Raw genomic sequence first — 19,856 nt, 5'->3', positions numbered from 1 at the left:
CAAATGAAAAAGGACTATGCAAAAACTGCAGACACACTGATTGCAGCGCTGGGCGGAAAAGATAATATCACCCGTCTGTTCCACTGCATGACAAGGCTTCGTTTCTATGTGAAAGACAGATCGAAGATCAACGAGAAAGAGATCTTAAAGCTTTCTGAGATCTCCGGCGTTAACTGGCATGAAGATCAGTTCCAGGTTATCGCAGGAAACGAAGTAAACGCTGTTTACAAGGCATTGGAAGACAAAGGCGTTCCTACCGATGATGCACCGGCAGCGAACTCTGACAGCTCAAAGAGTGTTGTTTCAAAAGTTATCGATGCCATCACCGGATGTATGACCCCGATGATCCCTGCCCTGACTGCAGCCGGTATGATCAAAGTTGTACTTACCCTGCTGACAACTTTTCATCTGGTATCAGAAACAAGCAGTACCTACCAGGTGATCAGTTTTATCGGAGATGTTACTTTCTACTTCATGCCGTTCCTGATCGCAGCAAATGCTGCCAAGGTTTTCCGCGTGAACCAGTCACTGGCGCTGTTTATTGCCGGTGTTTACTTAAGCCCCACCTTTGTAACTATGGTAGCTGGTGATGCGGCCATCACACTGTTTGGTCTGCCGATCATAAAAGCAACTTATTCTTATTCCGTTATTCCGGTTATCCTGATGGTATGGATCACACATTATATTGAGATTCTGGTTGATAAGATCACACCGAAAATGGTAAAACTGATCCTGAACCCGACACTGGTAATTCTGATCAGTGCACCGATCGCCCTGATCGTAGTTGGACCGATCGGAACAATTATTGGTAACGGACTTGCGGTAGCCATCAACTTCCTGTCCGTAAAACTTGGTTTCATTATTGTAGGTATCCTTGCAGCAACCTTCCCGTTCATCGTTATGACCGGTATGCACCATGCTCTGACACCGATCGGACTGAATGCCATTGCAACCGGTGGTACCGATACACTGATCTTTGTATCTCAGGTATGCTCTAACCTTGCACAGTCCGGAGCTTCTCTTGCAGTAGCTGTAAGATCCAAGGACAGCAACATGAAACAGCTGGCAAGTGCAGCCGGTGTTTCCGCTCTTATGGGTATCACAGAGCCTGCTCTGTATGGTGTTACACTGAAACTGAAAAGACCGGTTGTAGCAGCTTCCATCGCAGCCGGAATCGGTGGTATCGTAGGAGGACTTCTTCAGGTTTCTCTTTACATTGCACAGAATTGTATCATGGCGATCCCGGCGTTTATCGGCGAGAAGGGATTAAGCAATCTGATTTATGGAATCATTATGATTGTGGTATCTTTTGTAGCTGCTTTTGTTCTTACGCTTATCTTCGGATTTGAGGATGTAAAGGCTGAGACAGAGGATGAAGTACAGAACACAGATACAGAAAAACAGCCGGCACAGCAGAACGCTCCGCTTGTAGAGAAGATCGAGCTTTGTGCACCGGTAGCAGGAACTGTAAAAGCACTTTCCGATGTTCCGGATAAAACTTTTGCTGATAAGGTTTTAGGTGACGGAGCAGCGATCGTTCCATCAGAAGGTAAGGTTTATGCACCGGCAGATGGTACGGTGGCAAATATCATGGACAGCAAACATGGAATCATGTTTGTGACAGAAAGTGGAGCAGAAATTCTGATCCACATCGGACTTGATACTGTAAATTTAAATGGTAAATATTTTAAATCCCATGTTTCTGAGGGAGATAAGGTAAAAAAAGGAAAGCTTCTTGTGGAATTCGATATGGATGCCATTAAGAAAGAAGGATATGATCTGATCACACCGGTTGTTGTGACCAATATTTCTGATTATATCAAAGCAGTATGCATGGAAAAAGAAGATGCAGCTGTAAATGCAGGAGATAAATTCCTGACTATTGTATAAGAATAACAACGAAACATCAGGCGGAGATAACAGATCCGCCTGATGTTTGTAAAAAGGAGAAAATTAAAATATGAAAAATTATAATCGTATGCCGGAAAACTTTCTCTGGGGCGGAGCAACTGCTGCAAACCAGTATGAAGGCGGTTGGGATGAGGATGGCAGAGGCCCGTCCATTGCAGATATCCTGACAGGAGGAAGTGTGGATAAGGAACGTCGTCTTACACCGCCGGCACCGTTACCGGAAGAATTTTATCCCAATCACCAGGCGACTGATTTTTATCATCACTGGAAAGAGGATATTGCTCTTTTTGCAGAGATGGGATTTAAGGTATATCGTTTTTCTATTTCTTGGTCCAGAGTGTTCCCAAATGGAGATGAGGAAACTCCAAATGAGGAAGGCCTTAAGTTCTACGACAATGTGATCGACGAACTGAGAAAATATAACATTGAGCCGCTGATAACGATCTCTCATTATGAGAATCCCCTTCATCTTTCTCTGGAGTATGGCGGATGGAAAAATCGTAAGATGATTGATTTCTATCTTCGATTTGCAAAGGTTTTATTTGAGAGATATAAAGGTAAGGTAAAATACTGGCTGACTTTTAATGAGATCAATATGTTGACGCAGGACTTTGGTGCGGTATTCTGTGCAGGAATGCTGGACCCGAAGGATGTATGTGAGCAGAGCCGTTATCAGGCAATGCATCACCAGCTGGTAGCAAGTGCACTTGCAGTTTCCATGGCTCATGAGATCGATCCGGAGTTTATGCTTGGCTGTATGCTTGCTTATCACAATGGGTATCCATATACCTGTCATCCGGATGATATCTTATATGCACAGCAGTTTGGGCAGATCCACAATTCCATTGCCGGTGATGTTCATGTAAGAGGATATTATCCGGGATTTGCAGCGAGATACTTTGAGGAGCACGGAATCCAGCTGGAGGTTCTTCAGGAGGATAAAGAGATCCTCAAGAAGGGTACGGTGGACTTTTTCACCATCAGCTATTATTCCAGTAGCTGTGTCAGCGTGACAAAGGACGGAGAGAAAACGGCCGGAAATGGAAGTGACAATCTGAAAAATCCATATCTGAAAGCTTCCGACTGGGGCTGGCAGATCGATGCAACTGGTCTTCGCTATGTTCTGAACCAGATCTATGACCGCTATCAGATTCCGATCATGATCGTGGAAAATGGTCTTGGGGCGGTGGATCAGCTGACAGAGGATGGAAAGATTCACGATGATTACCGTATTGAATATATGCGCCGCCATATAGAGCAGATGAAGGAAGCAATCCATGACGGAGTAGATCTGATCGGCTACACCTGCTGGGGCTGTACAGATCTTGTCAGTGCCTCCACTGGAGAATTCAAGAAGCGTTATGGTCTTATCTATGTAAATAAAAATGATGACGGGACCGGAGACTTTTCCAGAATCCGCAAAGATTCTTTTTACTGGTACAAAAAAGTGATTGAATCCTGCGGGGAAGAGCTTTAACTGAATCAACTGCGAAGCAGTTATCTGGTGTAGAATTATGTAGCGAATGCGGTTGCTTTTATCCGGTTGACGACAAAATCCTGGAGTATGACAATGTACTCCGGGATTTTTTTGAAAGGTTGACTTTTACACGGTAAAGAGTAATACTTATTGTAAGTGACGAATGTGAGGAGTGTTTTTTATGCCGGATGAAAAAGTACTGCAGGTAGCGATACTTATATGGGGATGTGTATTTTGTGCCATAGCTGCATTATGTATATTTCTGAGCAGTAATTATGACAGGGAAAAGCGTCGGTATCTTATCCTGATGGAGAGTTTTGCTTCCCTGTTATTGCTGATGGATGCCATGGCGCATATTTTCAGCGGATATCCTGGAGTTCCGGGCAGTGTGATGGTCCGTATCTCGAGTTTTCTCGTATTCCTTTTAAGTGACGTAGTCCTGCTGTGTTTTCACATTTATGTGTGTGTTTATCTGTTTTCGAAGAGGGAGCGGAGAACATTAAAAAGAGTAAAAGCCGGATATGTTATTGTTGCCGCAGGGGCTGTTTTTGTGGTAATCTCGCAGTTTACTCACTGGTATTATTACATAGATGTGGATAATTATTACCATCGGGCACCGTTATATATTATGTCAATTCTTCTTCCGGTAGCAGGTATGTTCATTGATCTTACACTTTTGCTCCAGTACAAAAAGAGAGTCAGCAGGAAGCTCCTGTTCTCTATGCTGTCATGCATTGTACTTCCGGCAGTGGCGGCAGCTGTGCAGGCATTCAGGTATGGAATGTCGCTGATCGATTTTTCTGTTGGTATTTCCATGATCATTATGTTTATCGTGACGATGACGGAGCTGAATCAGGAAATGTATCAGCTGATAAGCAGAGAGGGCAAGATAAAGGAAAGACTTGAGATCGCAACGATACTAAATAAATGCATTGCAGAGCTGATATCAGGAGAAGATGAAGATGCGGCGATCTCCAATCTGCTGCGTATTATCAGCGGGTATTTTGACGGAGATCGCAGTTATATTGTTCAGATCGATGAAAAGAGGAATGTCTGTACAAATACCTATGAGTATGCCATGAACGGAGTGACTGCTGAGAAGGATAATCTTCAGGAGGTTCCCATGGAAATGCTGGATATCTGGATGGACAGCTTTCGGAAAAATGGCCTGTATTATATTCCGGATATTGAGGAGGAGCAGGGGCAGCCGTATTATGAGACTCTGAAGATGCAGGACATTACCAGGCTGCTGGCCGTTCCTTTAAACAGTGACGGAAAGATCATAGGATTTCTCGGGGTAGATAATCCGAGACTGCATTATGAGGATCATACGCTGCTGTCATCCATACAGTACTTTTTAACGGACAGCCTGAAAGCCAAGGAGCGTAAGGCGCGTTTGCAGTACATGAGCTACCGTGATATGCTGACGACCTTGTATAACAGGAACAGGTATATTCAGGTTTTGGAAGGCATGCAGGCAAAAACAGTGATAAAAACAGGCGTAGCATATATTGATATCAATGGTCTGAAACGGGTGAATGATCTTTACGGACATGAGGCCGGAGACAGGCTGATCATAAATACAGCGCGTTCCATGCTTGCGATTCTGCCGGAAAATGCTTACCGGGTAGGTGGCGATGAATTTGTACTTATCTGTTTTGACATGGATGAGAAGATTTTTCGGAGTAAGGTCCGGGATATCTGTGACAGCATTGCTGCCAAAAGGATCAGTGTTTCTGTTGGCGTTGTCTGGGAGGAAAGCTCTTCGGAGCTTGAGACAATGCTGAGAAGAGCAGATGATCTTATGTATGCGGAAAAAAAGAAATATTATGAAAAGCATGGAACGATGTGAAGGTATGCAGCAGAGTGTAAGAGGAGGTCAGAAGAAAATTCTAATAATGCTGTGCCCGGTATTTTTATACCGGGCATTTCGTTTGTGCTAAAAGAAACGCCGGAATAAAAATATCGGACGAAATTTTGAAAGATTTTCTGTAACGTTTTTGAGATCAGTGTGTCTTATAAGTGAGAAGGGAGGAAAGAGAAAAACCGATGAACATAGAGGAACTTTACCGGACATATTTTGACATTGTATATCGGTATATCCGTTCTATCTCACAGGATGGATCGCTGGCTGAGGAAGTGACACAGGAGACATTTTTTAAAGCTCTGGAAAAGATAGATCAGTTCCGGGGTGACTGTGATGTGCGTGTGTGGCTCTGCCAGATCGCAAAGAATACGTTGTACGATCATCTGAAAAAACAGAAGAAGCAACTTCTCGGGGATGAGAAGCTGGAAAAAGCAGAAAGCGCTGGCGGAGAGCTTCTGGAGGAAAAGCTGGCGCAGCGGAGCCAGGCTATGGAGATCCACAAGGTTCTGCATAGACTTTCGGAACCGTACAAAGAAGTTTTTTCCCTGCGGACCTTCGGAGAGCTGAACTTCCGTGAGATCGGAATGCTTTTTGGAAAAAGCGAAAACTGGGCGCGGGTGACTTATTACCGTGCAAGAGTAAAGATCAGAGAGGAGCTGGAGCAATGAGGATCACATGTGATGTAATACAGGATCTGATGCCATCTTATGTGGACGGCATTTTAAGTGAAGACAGTCAGGCGCTGGTGAAAGAGCATATGGAAGCTTGTAAGGAATGCAGAAAAATGTTGGAGATTATGAAAGAGGAGCAGGGAAAAGAGCAGGCTCAAATGAGACCATCTGCAGCCTCCGGAGCACAACGCAGAGCTGGTGAAACGGAAAATATCGGAAGTGCAGCCGCACTGAAAAAAATCCGGAAAAAATTAATAATACGCAGAGTGCTGACAGCAGCAGTGGCAGTTATCCTGACACTCATCGCTGCGGCAGCAGGCTACGACCACTGGTATTTCAACGAAAAATACATGACCCTGGAAAACAGCGGAATGTACGTAAAAAATAATAGATTGTATTCTTCCAATAATCTCATCAATCGAATGAAAGTACAGTACACAGAAGATGGAAAAACAGAGTTCGTCTACGCCATTGACGCGCCATATGCAGGAACTCTGGAACTGAAAGGCGATGACATGCTGCTTCAGGATTTTTCCAAAAAGACAGAGGAAGTATCACCGGAAGATGACAGCATCCCGGAAACGGTAACAGAGGTTTATTATATGAGTGCGGAAGCCAGAAAGAAGAGCCTGGAATTAACAGAGCTGGAAGCAAAGGGAGATCTGGATGCAGCGGAGAAAATTGTGGATGAGATGAAACAGGAATCGAAGCTGATATGGTCGGAACAAGAGGATAGAAATACCGCATCGTCTATGTTAAAATAAAACCTGGACAGTACAGTGAAAAAGTTCTATAAAAATTCTGTGCTGTAGGCAAAAAAACAGACAGCAGTGAATTTACGTATTTACTGCCGAAGAACAGGGGGACATAAGATGTTATTTGTATGCTATCCAAAATGCAGTACCTGCAAAAAGGCTCAGAAATGGCTGGATGAGAGTGGCGCAGAATATACGTTGCGTGATATTAAGACGGACAATCCAACTGCAGAGGAACTGAAAGCCTGGTGGGAAAAAAGCGGTCTTCCGCTGAAGCGTTTTTTCAATACCAGTGGAAATATTTATAAAGAGATGAAACTGAAAGATAAACTTCCGGAGATGAGTGAGGAAGAGCAGCTTGCGCTTCTTGCAACAGACGGGATGCTTGTGAAACGACCAATCCTTGTTGGGAAAGACAAGGTGCTGGTGGGCGCTAAAGAAAAAGAATGGGAAGAGTATCTGAAATCATGAAAAAGAAACTGAATTATGCGGATATCGTTAAGGAAACCGTGATCCTCACCGTAGCAGTGGCGATCATCGCAGCAGCGGTATATTTTTTTCTGGTGCCAAGCCATACGTCGGTCAGCAGTATTTCCGGTCTTGGAATCGTGCTTTCCAATTTTGTGCCGCTGCAGCTGTCGGCGATTACCATGATCCTGAATGTGGTATTGCTGATCATTGGATTTTTTACCTGTGGAAGAGAGTTTGGAGTTAAGACGGTTTATACCAGTGTAATGCTGCCGTTGTTTCTGGGATTGTTTGAGATCATTTTTCCAAATTTCGGTTCCATGACAGACAGCCAGGAACTGGATGTTCTGTGTTATGTTCTGGTAGTGAGTGTGGGACTTAGCATTCTTTTTAACAGGAATGCATCCTCAGGCGGACTGGATATCGTAGCGAAGATCATAAATAAGTATCTCCACATAGAGCTTGGAAAAGCCATGTCTCTTTCCGGTATGTGCGTGGCACTTTCCGCGGCGCTTGTGTATGATAAAAAGACGGTAGTCTTAAGTATTCTGGGAACGTATTTTAACGGAATCGTTCTGGACCATTTTATTTTTGATCATAACATTAAACGGCGCGTCTGCATCATCACGAAAAAGGAAGAAGAACTGCGCCAGTTCATCATTCATGACCTGCACAGCGGAGCCACGATCTATGAGGCCATCGGAGCCTATAACATGGAAAAACGCCGTGAGATCATAACCATCGTAGATAAAGGCGAATATCAGAAGCTGATGAAGTTTATAAACCAGGAGGACCCGAAAGCGTTTATCACGGTTTATAATGTATCGAATATGCGGTATCAGCCGAAGAAATAAGAATATTTTGCTGGAATAAAAAAACTCCCGGGATAAAAGGCCCGGGAATTTTTTTGCCATATTTTACAGGAAAATATATTTCAGGATAAACAGCACTGCCAGTACATACATCAGAGCGCTGATCTTCTTTTCTTTTGCCTTACCTGTGATCAGGTTGATGGCTACGTATGTGATAATTCCCATGGAGATACCTTCGGAAATGCTGTAGAAGAACGGCATTGCGATGATACATACATAACATGGGATCGCCTCGGACATATCGCTGAAATCAATGCTGATAACATTGCTGAGCATGTACAATCCAACGATCACCAGAGCCGGAGCTGTGGCAAAGGACGGGATTGCCAGGAAGATCGGAGACAGGAACAGGGACAGGCCAAATAAGATGGCAGTTGTCACTGCGGTAAGTCCGGTTCTTCCGCCTTCGGATACACCGGAAGCACTTTCTACGAAGGTAGTGGTTGTGGATGTACCAAGAACTGCACCGGCAGTTGTTGCAACTGCATCTGCAAGAAGTGCGCCCTTGATGTTAGGAAGCTTGCCATTTTCATCCAGCATGCCTGCTTTAGAAGAGACACCAACGAGAGTTCCAAGAGTATCAAAAAGATCTACAAATAAAAATGCAAACAGGATAACAAGGAAATCCAGTGAAAAAACTCCGTCAAACTGCAGCTTCGCAAAGATCGGAGCAAGGCTCGGGATGGAGAGTCCGTTGCTGAAATCCGGGAGCAGGCTGTAGAAGCCGATCTCCGGGTTCGGAACATAAAGTCCGGCGAACTGACAGATGATTCCAAGTCCCCATGTGATCAGGATACCCCAGAGGATGTTTCCCTTTACATTCTTAACAACCAGGATTCCGGTTACGATGATACCGATCAGAGCCAGGATAACGGTGATTCCCACATTGTTGAAGGAAGCCTCTACACCCTTGGCTGCGTTGTAGCCATCTACAGAGAAAAGCTGCAGCAGAGTGGAGCCGCCGATCACGATATTGGCATTCTGTAATCCTACAAATGCAATGAAAAGACCGATACCAACACTGACTGCGGATTTCAGGTTCAGAGGGATCGCATTGAAGATCGCTTCACGTACATTGGTAAGTGAAAGAACGATAAATACGATACCTTCTGCAAAAACTGCAGTCAGTGCATACTGCCAGCTGTATCCCATACCGATGACAACTGTATAGGCAAAGTATGCGTTCAGACCCATTCCGGGTGCCAGTGCGAACGGGTAGTTGGCGAAGATCGCCATCAGCAGCGTTCCCAGGAAGGCTGCCAGTGCGGTAGCTGTGAATACAGCTCCGGAATCCATGCCGGTTGCGGACAGGATGTTCGGGTTAACTGCCAGGATATAGGCCATTGTCATGAAGGTGGTGATACCTGCCAGAACCTCTGTTTTGGTGTCCGTTTTATTTGCGGACAGCTTGAAGATTTTTTCTAACATATTTCTTTCCCTTTCTTAAATATGTTTTTGGACAACATGTCTATTTTATCATATAAAAATTTCGTATGCAATCGTTAGTGCTCACAGATATGGATATAATAGGTATTTTTTTGCAAAATACTTTTACAGGCAGACAATTTGTGTGTAAAATACAGGAAAGAGAGTATTTAATTTACAGACGGGTTTATTTTGCAATGAAAGGGGGATGGATAATGTCTGAGAAAAAACTGCGGAATATTACAGATGTGCTCTGTTTTCTGATGATCCTTGGGTACGTGATGTATCTTGTGGCCACCTGGGGAAATCTGCCGGAGAGGGTGCCGATCCATTTTAATGCGCATGGGATCCCGGACCGGTATGGGAAGAAGGGCAGCCTTCTTCTGGAGCCGATTTTGGGGCTGCTGATCCTGGCACTTCTGATGTTCTGTCAGAGATTTCCACAGTGGTGGAACTATCCGGTTGAGGTGACAGAGGAAAACAGAGAGCATATCTTTGAAATCGCGTCAAAAATGATGTCTGTGATCAAGCTGTTATCCATTGGAGTATGTCTTGATGCCGGGATCAGCGGGAATCTGGGAACGGCACCTATGTGGCCGGTGTGGATACTGATCACAGGGATTTTCGTGACATTGATCCTGGGGATCCGGGTGATATATAAGGCTGGTAAAGAAACTGGCATGGATGAGGATGATAAATCGTGAAGCGGTCGCGTTTGTGATCATGCAGCAGAGTGGAAGATAAATGTTCGATTTATTGTACTGAATATGGCTGGAACCAGCGAAAGCGGATCGCGAATATCCGCTTGGTGAAATTATAATAAAAACAGGAAAGGAATCTCAGGAGCATATGGCAGATACAAGAACAGATGAGCTTTACAGAGCGCTTCAGGATAAGGGCTATCCCGATGAGCTGTGCCGGGAAATCGCCTATAAACATATGAATACCGATTACACAGCTACACGGATGCTGGGGTATTTATACAGGGTGACAAGTCCCAGAGTGGAGGATGTGATCGATGAGATGCTGGCGATCTTAAGTGACCGGGAAGCCATCATCCGGAAAAAAGAGCTGGAGCACGCCCAGGCTACGATCAACAGCGTGTATCGGGAGGGTTTGTAACGGAAATCCCGGAGCTGTGCCAGTGCTGACGGATCAGAAGCACTGCAGCAGTTCCGGGATTTTTTGATTTGATCCTGGTTCACGAACAGATACCTTTGGGGGTTCAGATGCTGAGTTCACAAAAACACTTCGCAGAACATTATCGGTGAACAGTAACAGGGATCCAACATCAAAAAATAAGAGGTAGAATCCCTGTACTTAATACAAAGAGATCACCGACTGCCTGTCCACGATCTCAACATCCAGGGCAGTCTGGCAGGAGGAGCTGACAGAACCGGTGCGGATCTTTTCCAGAAGAAGGCTGGTGGCCAGCTTCGCCTTCTGGGGGATGTTCTGGGAAACCGAAGTCAGTTTTGGCAGGGTGTACTGGCAGAGAGTCAGGTTATCATATCCGATCACAGAGAGATCCACAGGAATGCGGTAACCGCCCAGGCGTGCACCCTCCATAATTCCGATGGCACAGATATCCGCTGTAGTTACCGCTGCGGTAACTGGAGAGCTGTTGGATGCGATCTCACGGCCGGCCTGGATACCGCCCTCATAGGAAGGAGAGTACTCATAAACGTAATCCGGGTTAAAAGTAATATGGTTCTCCTTCAGCGCCCGTTTATAGCCATTGAAACGGTTGGCAAGAACGTGGCTGCTTTTGTAATCGGCCACAAAGGCAATGGCGGAATGACCGTGATTGATCATATATTTTGTGGAAAGATACATGCCTTTTTCATCATTGGAGGTAATATTGATGAGATTGGGATGATCCAGCTCGCAGTCAAAGGTGGCGATGGGGCAGGTGGCGGAATCCATCAGCTTTGCCATGTATTCGCCGGCGGCAGGATAAAGAATGATGATTCCGTCTACATTCCAGTTCTTCAGAAGGGAAATGATATCCGCATTTTTTGATACAGAGCGGATCATGGTGAAATATTCATTCTTCTGCAGTTCTTTTTCGATAGCACCGATCATGGTGCTGACATAAGGATTCTCAAAATAGTTGGTTCCCAGGAGCACATCTTTTTCATCGAGGGAAATGATGATGCCGATGATATGGGATTTTTTATTGGATAAGCTCCGGGCATTCAGGTTGGGAACATATCCGTATTCTTCTATGATCGCATTGACCTTGTCTCTGGTTTTCTGGGAAACGCGGCTGGTTTTGCCGTTGATCACATTGGAGACGGTCATCATACTGACACCGGCCAGATCTGCGATATCTTTTAATGTCATACTACACACCTCTGTTCTTCCATAGCAGTTTCCGGGAAGGAAACTGCTGTCATACATATATATTATATAAAAAATTCTGACACATTTCTCAGTTAAAAATAAAAATACAATGAAAAATCCAGAATTTATGTATCCTCTTATTACAGGTTTACAAGGTTTAAACACGAAATATAAATGTTCGAAAAAACGGTTTATAAACTATATATATTATAGTCCGACATAGTGGAAAAATCAATGTATGATTGCGGGAAAATAAAAAAACACAGCCTTGAAATATGAAAAATGCACAAAAATCACATATAAATACTAGAAAAATCGACGAAATAATAAAATTATATTGACGAATCTCTATGCGCGTGATAGATTAACAATAGATTTATCGTTAAACTAAAAGGAACGGAAAACGTAGTCAAAAAACGGAATCTTCAGTATTGCGATCTTCCAGTTCCTTTGGACATGGGAGGATTTCCTGTGGCCATACCTGGTAATTACAAATAAAGACAAACAGCTTCTTGCCGTTGGTCTTAAGATGTTTAACGGACAGTATTCCACAGATTATGGTGCACTGTTTGCGGCAACTGCCATTTCCATCATCCCGGTACTTCTGATCTATCTGTTCTTCCAGAAACAGTTTATCGCCGGAATCGCAGCATCTGCTGTAAAGGGCTGATGGCATACAGATAATAAACGGAGGGACATAAATGCAGGACATATATAAAGTAGAAACACATCCTCTGGCATTAAGCGAAAATATGATCACAGGGGATAAATACAGGATTACGTTTCTTACAGAGGGACTGATCCGTCTGGAGTATGATGAGGAGGGCGTATTTGAGGATCGCCCCACGCAGATGGTGTTTTTCAGGGATTTTCCGAAAGCGGACTATCGTGTAGTGCGTACAGAGGATGGGATCGAGGTTCATACGAAAAGAATCCACCTTATTTATAATGAGAAGGAATTTACCAGCTGGGGCTTAAGCATTCAGGTAAAAGGAAACTTAAGCGCTTACCACAGCATCTGGCACTACGGAGAAGAGATCCATGATCTGAAGGGAACCGCCAGAACGCTGGATATGGTGGACGGAGCAACAGAGCTGGAGCATGGTATTCTTTCCAGGTTCGGATATTCTCTGGTGGACGACAGCAGATCGCAGGTGCTTCTGCCGGACGGCTGGATCGAGCCAAGAAGAAAAGGCATCAAGGATCTGTACTTCTTCGGATACGGACATGACTACAAAGAAGCACTTCATGATTTTTACAGACTTTGCGGAAAAACACCGATGCTTCCAAGGTTTGCTCTCGGAAACTGGTGGAGCAGATATTATAAATATTCTGAAGAAAGCTACAATGAGCTGATGGATAAATTCCAGGAAAAAAATATCCCATTTACGGTTGCAGTCATTGATATGGACTGGCATGTGACCGATGTTGACCCGAAATACGGAAGCGGCTGGACCGGATATACCTGGAATAAAGAGCTCTTCCCGGACCCGAAGCGTTTCCTGGATGGTTTACATAAAAGAGGAATGCGTACCACATTAAATGTACATCCTGCAGACGGCGTACAGGGCTGGGAAGAAATGTATGAGGACATGGCAAAGGCCATGGGTGTGGATTATGAAAATGAGGATCCGGTAGTATGCGATCCGGCAAGTCCGAAATTTATGGAAGCCTATTTCAAATATCTTCATCATCCGAGAGAGGAAGAAGGTGTGGATTTCTGGTGGATCGACTGGCAGCAGGGAAGCAACTGCAAGATCGAAGGGCTTGATCCTCTGTGGATCTTCAACCACTTCCATTTCCTGGACAGTGCCAGAAACGGAAAACGTCCCATGACCTTTTCCAGATATGCAGGTCCCGGAAGCCACAGATATCCGATAGGCTTTTCCGGAGATACTCATATTACCTGGGATTCCCTTGATTTTCAGCCATACTTTACATCCACAGCCTCCAACATCGGTTATGGATGGTGGAGCCATGATATCGGCGGACATATGCTTGGATATAAGGATGACGAGATGACCGCCCGCTGGACACAGTACGGGATCTTTTCTCCGATCATGCGTCTTCACAGCTCATGCAGTGACTTCAACGGAAAAGAGCCGTGGCGTTTCAAAAAGGAGACAGAGGTTGTTATGGAAGAAGCTCTCCGTGAGCGCCACAGAATGATGCCGTATCTTTATACAATGAACTACAGAAGCTATCAGGAAGATCTTCCTCTGGTGGAGCCCATGTATTATGAATATCCGGAGGCACCGGAGGCATATGCGGTAAAAAATCAGTACTTTTTCGGAGACCAGCTGATGGTAGCGGCGGTGACAACACCGAGAGTAAAAGGCCTTAATGTAGCAAAGACAGCAGTATGGCTGCCGGATGGGGTATGGTATGATATTTATACAGGTCTGCGCTATGAGGGTGGACGAATGGTGGATATGTACCGTACTCTGGACAGTATCCCGGTTCTTGCAAAAGCAGGCGGTATTCTGGTGATGACCGATGAGATCCGTGGAACAGAGGCGGAAAAGAATCCGGAAAGCCTGAATATCCGGGTATTCCCGGGTGCTGACGGAAGCTTCAGATTGTATGAGGATGACAACGAAACCTGTGCTTACGAAAATGGTGCCTGTGTATTTACGGAAATGGATTATAAGGAAAAGGATCAGGGAGTGTTTACCATTCATCCCGCACAGGGAAAAACAGAGCTGATCCCGGCAAAGAGAGCTTATACCGTGGAGTTCTGTAATTTTGCGAAAACAGGAACAGATACTGTGAAGGTTCTGGTTAACGGAGCAGAGACTGAGGCTGCTGTAAAATATGAAGAGAAGCTTCAGAAGATCTGCGTGGAAGTGGAAGCAGACACAGCGGCAGAGGTGCGGATCATTCTCGCTGGCGAAGTGGCAGATAACCAGACAAAAGAGCGTATCTTTGATTTCCTGAACCAGGCAGAGATCGGTTTTGTACTGAAGGACAGATTATATCAGCTGATCACAGCCGGAAAGAATCTGCCGGTTCTTTTATCTGAGCTTCAGTCCATGGAGCTGGACAAGGATCTTTACGGAGCACTGATGGAGATCCTGACTGCGTAAAACATGAATAAAATCGCGTTTCCAAACCATACTATCATTATTATCAAAAGAAAGGATGATCATAATGATATTAAAGGAAAAAGAACGCACAGTGATCCAGGATCTTCAGACACAGGAAAAAAGCTGCATTGAAAAATACGGAAAATACGCACAGCAGGCCAGGGATCCGGAGCTTAAAAGCTTATTTCAGACTCTTCAGAAAAAAGAGCAGGAGCATTACGATTCCCTGAGCCAGGTGCTTTCCGGTACAGTTCCACAGGTAAACTGTAATGACAGTGACGGCCGTGATTACCAGCCCAAGGCTGCTTACACATCGGTGATGTCCTCAGAGGATAAGGAACACGATGCTTTTCTTGCAACAGACTGTATCGGAACAGAAAAGCTGATTTCCGGAGAATACAACTCGGATGTTTTTGCTTTTGAAGACAGTGGTGTGAGGAAGCTTCTGGCAGATATCCAGGTGGAAGAGCAGAATCATGCGGAGATGCTTTACAAATACAAGACTGTGAACGGAATGTTCTGATATATAAAAAAGAGGGAGGATTTCAGTAATGGAATTCTTCCTTTTTTTATTATATAATCAGGAGAACAGCAGGGAGAAATACTTTCCTGCAAAGAGAGGAGAAATAAATATGAAGGGAACCAGCTGCGAATACTGTGCAAACTATACATATGATGAAGAGTGTGACGAATATTACTGTGATGTCAATCTGGATGAGGATGAATATTATCGTTTTGTGAGCAGTGATTACAAGGAATGTCCGTATTATCGTTCCGGAGATGAATATAAGGTGGTACGTCATCAGATGTGATACAGAGTAACGGAAAAAACAGAGCAGAAAATAATGTGATAAGACAAATGCGGGTTTTCCACGAAAAGGAATGAGAGTTTTGTGGAAAATCTGCATTTTGATGTTTTGATATGTGCAAAAGACTTCAAATTTGTAAAAATTGGCGTGTTTACATTTGAAAAAAATATCTTTATAATAAAAATATTGGTCTGACAGGTGGAACCTTTATACCATCCAGACGATGATAATGCTACAGGATTTTGTCTGAGACAAAATTTCGGGTAAGCGTCTGACAGACTTATAATAGATTTTTTGATTTGACGGAGGATGTGACAGATTGGATATTATAAAGAAATTCGGGGATATGGTGGGAGAGAAATCCATCAGGGATCCGGAAAAAGCACGAAAACTTCTTCTCACTGGATACCGGATTCAGGAAAAACGTCTGCAGCTTTTTCCTGACAGGAAGCTTCCGGCTTCGGGACAGTATGTAGCCCGTGTAGTCATGCAGAATATTATCAAAGCCCTTGCAAAACCGGACGATACCGCTCTGGTGAGCATTTTTGTACCGGGAGAGCTTCTGACAGCAGCAGGGATCACTCCGTATTCCGTGGAGGCAATGTCCTGCTTCATCGCCGGAACCAGATGTGAGCAGGCATTTCTGGCACAGACGGAATCAGAGGGCTTTCCGGAAACCATGTGCTCCTATCACAGAGTTTTTCTGGGAGCGTCCATGACAGGATTGGTACCGAAGCCCAAATGTACCATCTACACAAACCTTGCCTGCGATGGAAACATGATGACGTTTCCTTATCTGAAACAGAAATATCAGATCCCGGGCTTTTATATTGACGTACCCTATGAAAAAAATCAGGATTCCATCAGCTATGTTGCAGATCAGCTCCGCGAGCTGAAGAAATTCCTGGAGGATGTAGGCGGGAAAAAAATCTCCGAGCAGTCGGTACAGCGTGCAGTTGCCAACAGCAATGAAGCGGCCTCCTATTACAGCAGCCAGCTTGCCCTCAGAAAGGATCACGATCCGGTGACTTCCCTGACAAATGAGCTGTATGCGATCTTTATGTGCCATCTTCTGGCGGGCTCAGAGGAATCCCTGAAATACACAAAAATGCTTCTTGAGGATGTGAAGAAGGCACCAAAGGGGGAAGGTCTTCATATTTTGTGGATGCATATGATGCCGTTTTTGCAGGAGCCGGTAAAGGATGTATTTAATTACAGCCAGAACGTGCATATCCGTGCCTGTGATTTTGTTGCAGACGGTTTTCAGCGGATGCAGGCCTCGGATCCTTATGAGGCCCTTGCGGAAAAAATGGTCAATTGCATTTACAACGGAAGTGTGAAGCAGAGGATCCGGCGTGCCCAGGAGCTGGCGAACCTTACAGAGGCAGACGGCGGGATCCTTTTTGCGCATTGGGGATGCAAGGGAACCATCGGAGCTTCCAGCCTGATCAAAAATTCTCTGGAAAATGCAGGACTTCCAACCATGGTCCTGGACGGTGACGGCTGTAACCCGGCCAATTCCAGTGACGGCCAGGTATCCACACGACTTCAGGCATATCTGGAAATGCTGTCAGAAGGTAAGGAGGAAAAACGGTCATGATACATTACGTCTGTAAATATACACCGCTGGAGCTGTTTAAGGGCTTTGGCGAGGAATGTGCGGTTCTTGAGGAAATGCCGGAGAATTTTGAGCTTTCGGACCAGATCGCCCATGCTAATCTCTGTGGCTTCGGAAAATCTGTGATCCAGGCAGTGCTGGAGGGAAAGGTAGAGCAACTTGTTCTTGTTAACTGCTGTGATTCCATGCGCCGTGTGTACGACATTGTGGAAAGTACCGGTAAATGTAAATTTCTGTACATGCTGGACATGCCTCATGAGGATAACGACTGTGAAAAGGTGAAGCTTGCCCAGGGCATCCACCGTCTGAAGAAAGCTTATGAGAAATTTTCGGGGAAAACCTTCGACAGAAGTGGATTTCTGAATGCTTTTTCCCATGAGCCTGTGGATAACGAGCCGTATATCGGTGTTCTGGGTGTCCGTGTCAGCGGCATCCTGGAAAAAATGATCCGGGATAATATCCGCATGGATGTGGAAAACCTGACCTGTACAGGTGGAAGACGTCTTGCAGTGATCCGTGAGGAGCTGGAAAAAATGGAAGACGATGCCATGTTCCTGGCTTATGCGGATGCACTTCTTTCCCAGATGCCCTGCTTTCGTATGAACAACAGCACCCGAAGAAACCGGCTGTATCTGGATCCGAACCTGAAGGGAATCATTTATCATACTATTAAATTCTGCGACTATTACGGATTTGAGTATGCAAGCATCAAGCGTGATATCAAGGTTCCGCTTCTGAAGATCGAGACAGATTTTACAAGCCAGAGTGCAGGACAGCTCCTTACCAGAGTGCAGGCTTTTGCAGAGACCCTGGAAGGCTCTGAGGATATGGACCCATCAAAAGGAATCAGCGAGGAGATAAGGAAAAAAATGGAATCAGGAGTTTATTATGTGGCAGGGATCGACAGCGGTTCCACAAGTACGGATGTTGTGATCCTGGATAAAGACGGAAAAATTAAATCGACCATGATCATTCCCACAGGCGGCGGCGCTATGATGAGTGCAGAGAAGAGCCTGGAGATGGCCGTGGAAAAAGCAGGGATCAGGAAAGAAGATATCGTGCGTATCGTTACTACCGGATATGGACGTGCCTATATTGACAGTGGTGATGACAGTATCACAGAGATTACCTGTCACGCAAAGGGAGCCCATTATCTGAATCCGAATGTGCGTACAGTTATCGACATCGGCGGTCAGGATATCAAGGCGATCAGCATTGACGAGAACGGTGCGGTAAAAAATTTCCTGATGAACGATAAATGTGCAGCAGGAACCGGACGATTCCTGGAAATGATGGCCCGTACTCTTGGACTTTCCCTGGAGGAGATGAGTACCCGTGGCCTGGAGTGGAAAGAGAACGTAGTGATCTCAAGCATGTGTACTGTATTTGCAGAGTCCGAGGTAGTTTCCCTGGTTGCCCAGAATAAGGACGTGGCAGATATCATCCATGGTCTGAATGTATCTGTTGCTTCCAAGGTAGGAGCTCTTGCAGCCCGCCTTGGCAAAAAGAATCCGGGGGAATACATGATGACCGGTGGTGTTGCCAGAAATAAAGGTATCATCCAGGCACTGGAGGAGAAGCTGGGGGCGAAGCTTTATATCTGTGATGAGGCACAGCTTTGTGGTGCGCTTGGTGCGGCACTGTTTGCTTATGAGAAGTGTAATGCGGCACGGTGATCAGATCAGACAAGTTGCCTGCGCAGTGAATGCAGAGTGTGAATATCCTTTTGGTCAGGGGCGGCGTGCCCACTCACTGGGCGAACAGCCACAGTTCTTTCGGAAGTACCGGCTGAAGTGGGAGAGATTTGAAAATCCGCATAGCAGAGCCACCTGTTGAACAGGCAGAGCTTCGTTGGTGAGCAGATTTTTGGCTTTTTCCAGACGGAGCAGATTCAGGTCAGCATGAGGGGTGCTGTCAAAAAAATTTCGGTAACAGGAATAAAACTGACTTTTTTCGAGATTAGCCATGGCGCAGAGCTTTTCTGTTGTCCATGGCTTTTCGTAATTTGTAAGCATTTCCAGACGGATTTTTTGGAACAGGCTGCAGAGCTCCGAGTCTGCAGACTTGCCTGTATCTGTACTGCGGAGTTCCCGTGAGGCTGTGATCAGCAGCTGGCAGAGCAGGGCATACTCGTAGTCCCGGGAAAAAACTTCTCTGTTCAGATATTCATGCTGCAGCTTCTGGATACAGTGATCGATCTCCTGGCAGTCACTGGGGTAAAAAATTTCGTTGCAGGGAAGTCCGAACCGTTTTGCCAGGTTTTCTCCGCAGGAAAAATGGACATAACTGTTCCGAAATTTTCGCACAGCCTGATAATGCTGGGGATTTCCCGGAATATAAAAGATGCAGGCATTATCCCGGGTGACAGTAAGCTGACCGCCCAGATAAACCTTCATTGGTGTTTTAAATAAAAGAAAAAGAAAATCCCCGCTTCCCTCCGGTCGGAAAATCCTGTCGTAATCGGAGTTGGAACGGTTGTATTCGCAGAAATTTAAGGTGAAATCCATGAAAATGCTGCGCTCCTTTCATTACGTAGATCAGACAATCCGAC

At 45.1% G+C, this 19,856-nt stretch carries 18 protein-coding genes; 15 read left to right on the top strand and 3 right to left on the bottom strand.

What is annotated here, in order from left to right; translation table 11 throughout:
- Positions 1-3 precede the first annotated feature (3 nt).
- From ACTNDQ_RS01055 to ACTNDQ_RS01025, 7 genes are all read left to right on the top strand, one after another.
- Positions 4-1,890 carry a beta-glucoside-specific PTS transporter subunit IIABC gene (locus ACTNDQ_RS01055; protein WP_441063283.1) on the top strand — a complete coding sequence of 629 codons (1,887 nt, stop codon included), beginning with the start codon at positions 4-6 and terminating at the stop codon, positions 1,888-1,890.
- A gap of 70 nt (positions 1,891-1,960) precedes the next feature.
- Complete coding sequence (locus ACTNDQ_RS01050) at positions 1,961-3,388, top strand: glycoside hydrolase family 1 protein (RefSeq protein ID WP_059086639.1); 1,428 nt, start codon at positions 1,961-1,963, stop codon at positions 3,386-3,388.
- A gap of 181 nt (positions 3,389-3,569) precedes the next feature.
- A complete protein-coding gene (locus ACTNDQ_RS01045; RefSeq protein WP_278795486.1) occupies positions 3,570-5,240 on the top strand; it encodes a sensor domain-containing diguanylate cyclase in 1,671 nt (556 codons plus the stop codon).
- Positions 5,241-5,437: 197 nt separating this feature from the next.
- Positions 5,438-5,923 carry an RNA polymerase sigma factor gene (locus ACTNDQ_RS01040; protein WP_278795485.1) on the top strand — a complete coding sequence of 162 codons (486 nt, stop codon included), beginning with the start codon at positions 5,438-5,440 and terminating at the stop codon, positions 5,921-5,923.
- On the top strand, positions 5,920-6,690 hold the full coding sequence (locus ACTNDQ_RS01035) for a zf-HC2 domain-containing protein (protein WP_320810636.1): 771 nt from the start codon (positions 5,920-5,922) through the stop codon (positions 6,688-6,690). The genes ACTNDQ_RS01040 and ACTNDQ_RS01035 overlap by 4 nt, the downstream gene beginning before the upstream one ends.
- 108 nt (positions 6,691-6,798) lie before the next feature.
- On the top strand, positions 6,799-7,152 hold the full coding sequence (locus ACTNDQ_RS01030; protein WP_015526336.1) for an arsenate reductase family protein: 354 nt from the start codon (positions 6,799-6,801) through the stop codon (positions 7,150-7,152).
- Positions 7,149-8,003 (top strand): YitT family protein, encoded by an 855-nt coding sequence (locus ACTNDQ_RS01025; protein ID WP_441063279.1) that lies wholly within the window; start codon positions 7,149-7,151, stop codon positions 8,001-8,003. The genes ACTNDQ_RS01030 and ACTNDQ_RS01025 overlap by 4 nt, the downstream gene beginning before the upstream one ends.
- A 63-nt stretch (positions 8,004-8,066) precedes the next feature.
- Here the strand turns inward: ACTNDQ_RS01025 and ACTNDQ_RS01020 are convergent, their stop codons facing one another.
- On the bottom strand, positions 8,067-9,449 hold the full coding sequence (locus ACTNDQ_RS01020) for an NCS2 family permease (protein ID WP_173776235.1): 1,383 nt from the start codon (positions 9,447-9,449) through the stop codon (positions 8,067-8,069).
- A 212-nt stretch (positions 9,450-9,661) separates the two neighbouring features.
- On the opposite strand from ACTNDQ_RS01020, the gene ACTNDQ_RS01015 reads away from it, so the two are divergent.
- Positions 9,662-10,150, top strand: a complete 489-nt coding sequence (locus ACTNDQ_RS01015) for a DUF1648 domain-containing protein (RefSeq protein WP_278795482.1) — start codon at positions 9,662-9,664, stop codon at positions 10,148-10,150.
- A gap of 145 nt (positions 10,151-10,295) precedes the next feature.
- On the top strand, positions 10,296-10,568 hold the full coding sequence (locus tag ACTNDQ_RS01010) for a hypothetical protein (protein ID WP_118512776.1): 273 nt from the start codon (positions 10,296-10,298) through the stop codon (positions 10,566-10,568).
- 198 nt (positions 10,569-10,766) lie between these two features.
- On the opposite strand, the gene ACTNDQ_RS01005 is transcribed toward ACTNDQ_RS01010, so the two are convergent.
- Positions 10,767-11,792, bottom strand: coding sequence for a LacI family DNA-binding transcriptional regulator (locus ACTNDQ_RS01005; RefSeq protein ID WP_441063275.1), 1,026 nt, complete (start codon positions 11,790-11,792; stop codon positions 10,767-10,769).
- A 529-nt stretch (positions 11,793-12,321) separates the two neighbouring features.
- On the opposite strand from ACTNDQ_RS01005, the gene ACTNDQ_RS01000 reads away from it, so the two are divergent.
- The 6 genes from ACTNDQ_RS01000 to ACTNDQ_RS00975 all read left to right on the top strand — a co-directional run bounded on the left by ACTNDQ_RS01000 (position 12,322) and on the right by ACTNDQ_RS00975 (position 18,981).
- Positions 12,322-12,462 (top strand): hypothetical protein, encoded by a 141-nt coding sequence (locus ACTNDQ_RS01000; protein WP_243004392.1) that lies wholly within the window; start codon positions 12,322-12,324, stop codon positions 12,460-12,462.
- 31 nt (positions 12,463-12,493) lie between these two features.
- Positions 12,494-14,878 (top strand): glycoside hydrolase family 31 protein, encoded by a 2,385-nt coding sequence (locus tag ACTNDQ_RS00995; RefSeq protein ID WP_279199533.1) that lies wholly within the window; start codon positions 12,494-12,496, stop codon positions 14,876-14,878.
- A gap of 64 nt (positions 14,879-14,942) precedes the next feature.
- Positions 14,943-15,401 (top strand): ferritin-like domain-containing protein, encoded by a 459-nt coding sequence (locus ACTNDQ_RS00990; protein WP_044961927.1) that lies wholly within the window; start codon positions 14,943-14,945, stop codon positions 15,399-15,401.
- Between the two features lie 109 nt (positions 15,402-15,510).
- Positions 15,511-15,690 carry a DUF6472 family protein gene (locus tag ACTNDQ_RS00985; RefSeq protein WP_015526328.1) on the top strand — a complete coding sequence of 60 codons (180 nt, stop codon included), beginning with the start codon at positions 15,511-15,513 and terminating at the stop codon, positions 15,688-15,690.
- Between the two features lie 316 nt (positions 15,691-16,006).
- On the top strand, positions 16,007-17,287 hold the full coding sequence (locus ACTNDQ_RS00980; protein WP_441063270.1) for a 2-hydroxyacyl-CoA dehydratase subunit D: 1,281 nt from the start codon (positions 16,007-16,009) through the stop codon (positions 17,285-17,287).
- Positions 17,284-18,981, top strand: a complete 1,698-nt coding sequence (locus tag ACTNDQ_RS00975; protein WP_288787310.1) for an acyl-CoA dehydratase activase — start codon at positions 17,284-17,286, stop codon at positions 18,979-18,981. Before ACTNDQ_RS00980 ends, ACTNDQ_RS00975 begins: the two co-directional genes overlap by 4 nt.
- A 54-nt stretch (positions 18,982-19,035) precedes the next feature.
- Here the strand turns inward: ACTNDQ_RS00975 and ACTNDQ_RS00970 are convergent, their stop codons facing one another.
- Positions 19,036-19,812 (bottom strand): helix-turn-helix domain-containing protein, encoded by a 777-nt coding sequence (locus ACTNDQ_RS00970; protein ID WP_441063267.1) that lies wholly within the window; start codon positions 19,810-19,812, stop codon positions 19,036-19,038.
- Positions 19,813-19,856: the final 44 nt, after the last annotated feature.

This window comes from Blautia massiliensis (ex Liu et al. 2021), assembly GCF_052064225.1.
Classification (GTDB): Bacteria; Bacillota; Clostridia; order Lachnospirales; family Lachnospiraceae; genus Blautia_A; species Blautia_A fusiformis.
Note: the sequence above shows the minus strand (reverse complement) of the source record. Positions and strands in the feature narration are given on the sequence as shown.

Bases quoted from the DNA above. Each gene is read 5' to 3' on its own strand.
- ACTNDQ_RS00975 (WP_288787310.1), top strand. From the start codon at position 17,284: ATGATACATTACGTCTGTAAATATACACCGCTGGAGCTGTTTAAGGGC.
- ACTNDQ_RS01010 (WP_118512776.1), top strand. From the start codon at position 10,296: ATGGCAGATACAAGAACAGATGAGCTTTACAGAGCGCTTCAGGATAAG.
- ACTNDQ_RS01005 (WP_441063275.1), bottom strand. From the start codon at position 11,792: ATGACATTAAAAGATATCGCAGATCTGGCCGGTGTCAGTATGATGACC.
- ACTNDQ_RS01035 (WP_320810636.1), top strand. From the start codon at position 5,920: ATGAGGATCACATGTGATGTAATACAGGATCTGATGCCATCTTATGTG.
- ACTNDQ_RS00970 (WP_441063267.1), bottom strand. From the start codon at position 19,812: ATGGATTTCACCTTAAATTTCTGCGAATACAACCGTTCCAACTCCGAT.
- ACTNDQ_RS00985 (WP_015526328.1), top strand. From the start codon at position 15,511: ATGAAGGGAACCAGCTGCGAATACTGTGCAAACTATACATATGATGAA.
- ACTNDQ_RS01030 (WP_015526336.1), top strand. From the start codon at position 6,799: ATGTTATTTGTATGCTATCCAAAATGCAGTACCTGCAAAAAGGCTCAG.
- ACTNDQ_RS01045 (WP_278795486.1), top strand. From the start codon at position 3,570: ATGCCGGATGAAAAAGTACTGCAGGTAGCGATACTTATATGGGGATGT.
- ACTNDQ_RS01000 (WP_243004392.1), top strand. From the start codon at position 12,322: ATGTTTAACGGACAGTATTCCACAGATTATGGTGCACTGTTTGCGGCA.
- ACTNDQ_RS00995 (WP_279199533.1), top strand. From the start codon at position 12,494: ATGCAGGACATATATAAAGTAGAAACACATCCTCTGGCATTAAGCGAA.
- ACTNDQ_RS01020 (WP_173776235.1), bottom strand. From the start codon at position 9,449: ATGTTAGAAAAAATCTTCAAGCTGTCCGCAAATAAAACGGACACCAAA.
- ACTNDQ_RS01050 (WP_059086639.1), top strand. From the start codon at position 1,961: ATGAAAAATTATAATCGTATGCCGGAAAACTTTCTCTGGGGCGGAGCA.
- ACTNDQ_RS01055 (WP_441063283.1), top strand. From the start codon at position 4: ATGAAAAAGGACTATGCAAAAACTGCAGACACACTGATTGCAGCGCTG.
- ACTNDQ_RS01015 (WP_278795482.1), top strand. From the start codon at position 9,662: ATGTCTGAGAAAAAACTGCGGAATATTACAGATGTGCTCTGTTTTCTG.
- ACTNDQ_RS01025 (WP_441063279.1), top strand. From the start codon at position 7,149: ATGAAAAAGAAACTGAATTATGCGGATATCGTTAAGGAAACCGTGATC.
- ACTNDQ_RS00990 (WP_044961927.1), top strand. From the start codon at position 14,943: ATGATATTAAAGGAAAAAGAACGCACAGTGATCCAGGATCTTCAGACA.
- ACTNDQ_RS01040 (WP_278795485.1), top strand. From the start codon at position 5,438: ATGAACATAGAGGAACTTTACCGGACATATTTTGACATTGTATATCGG.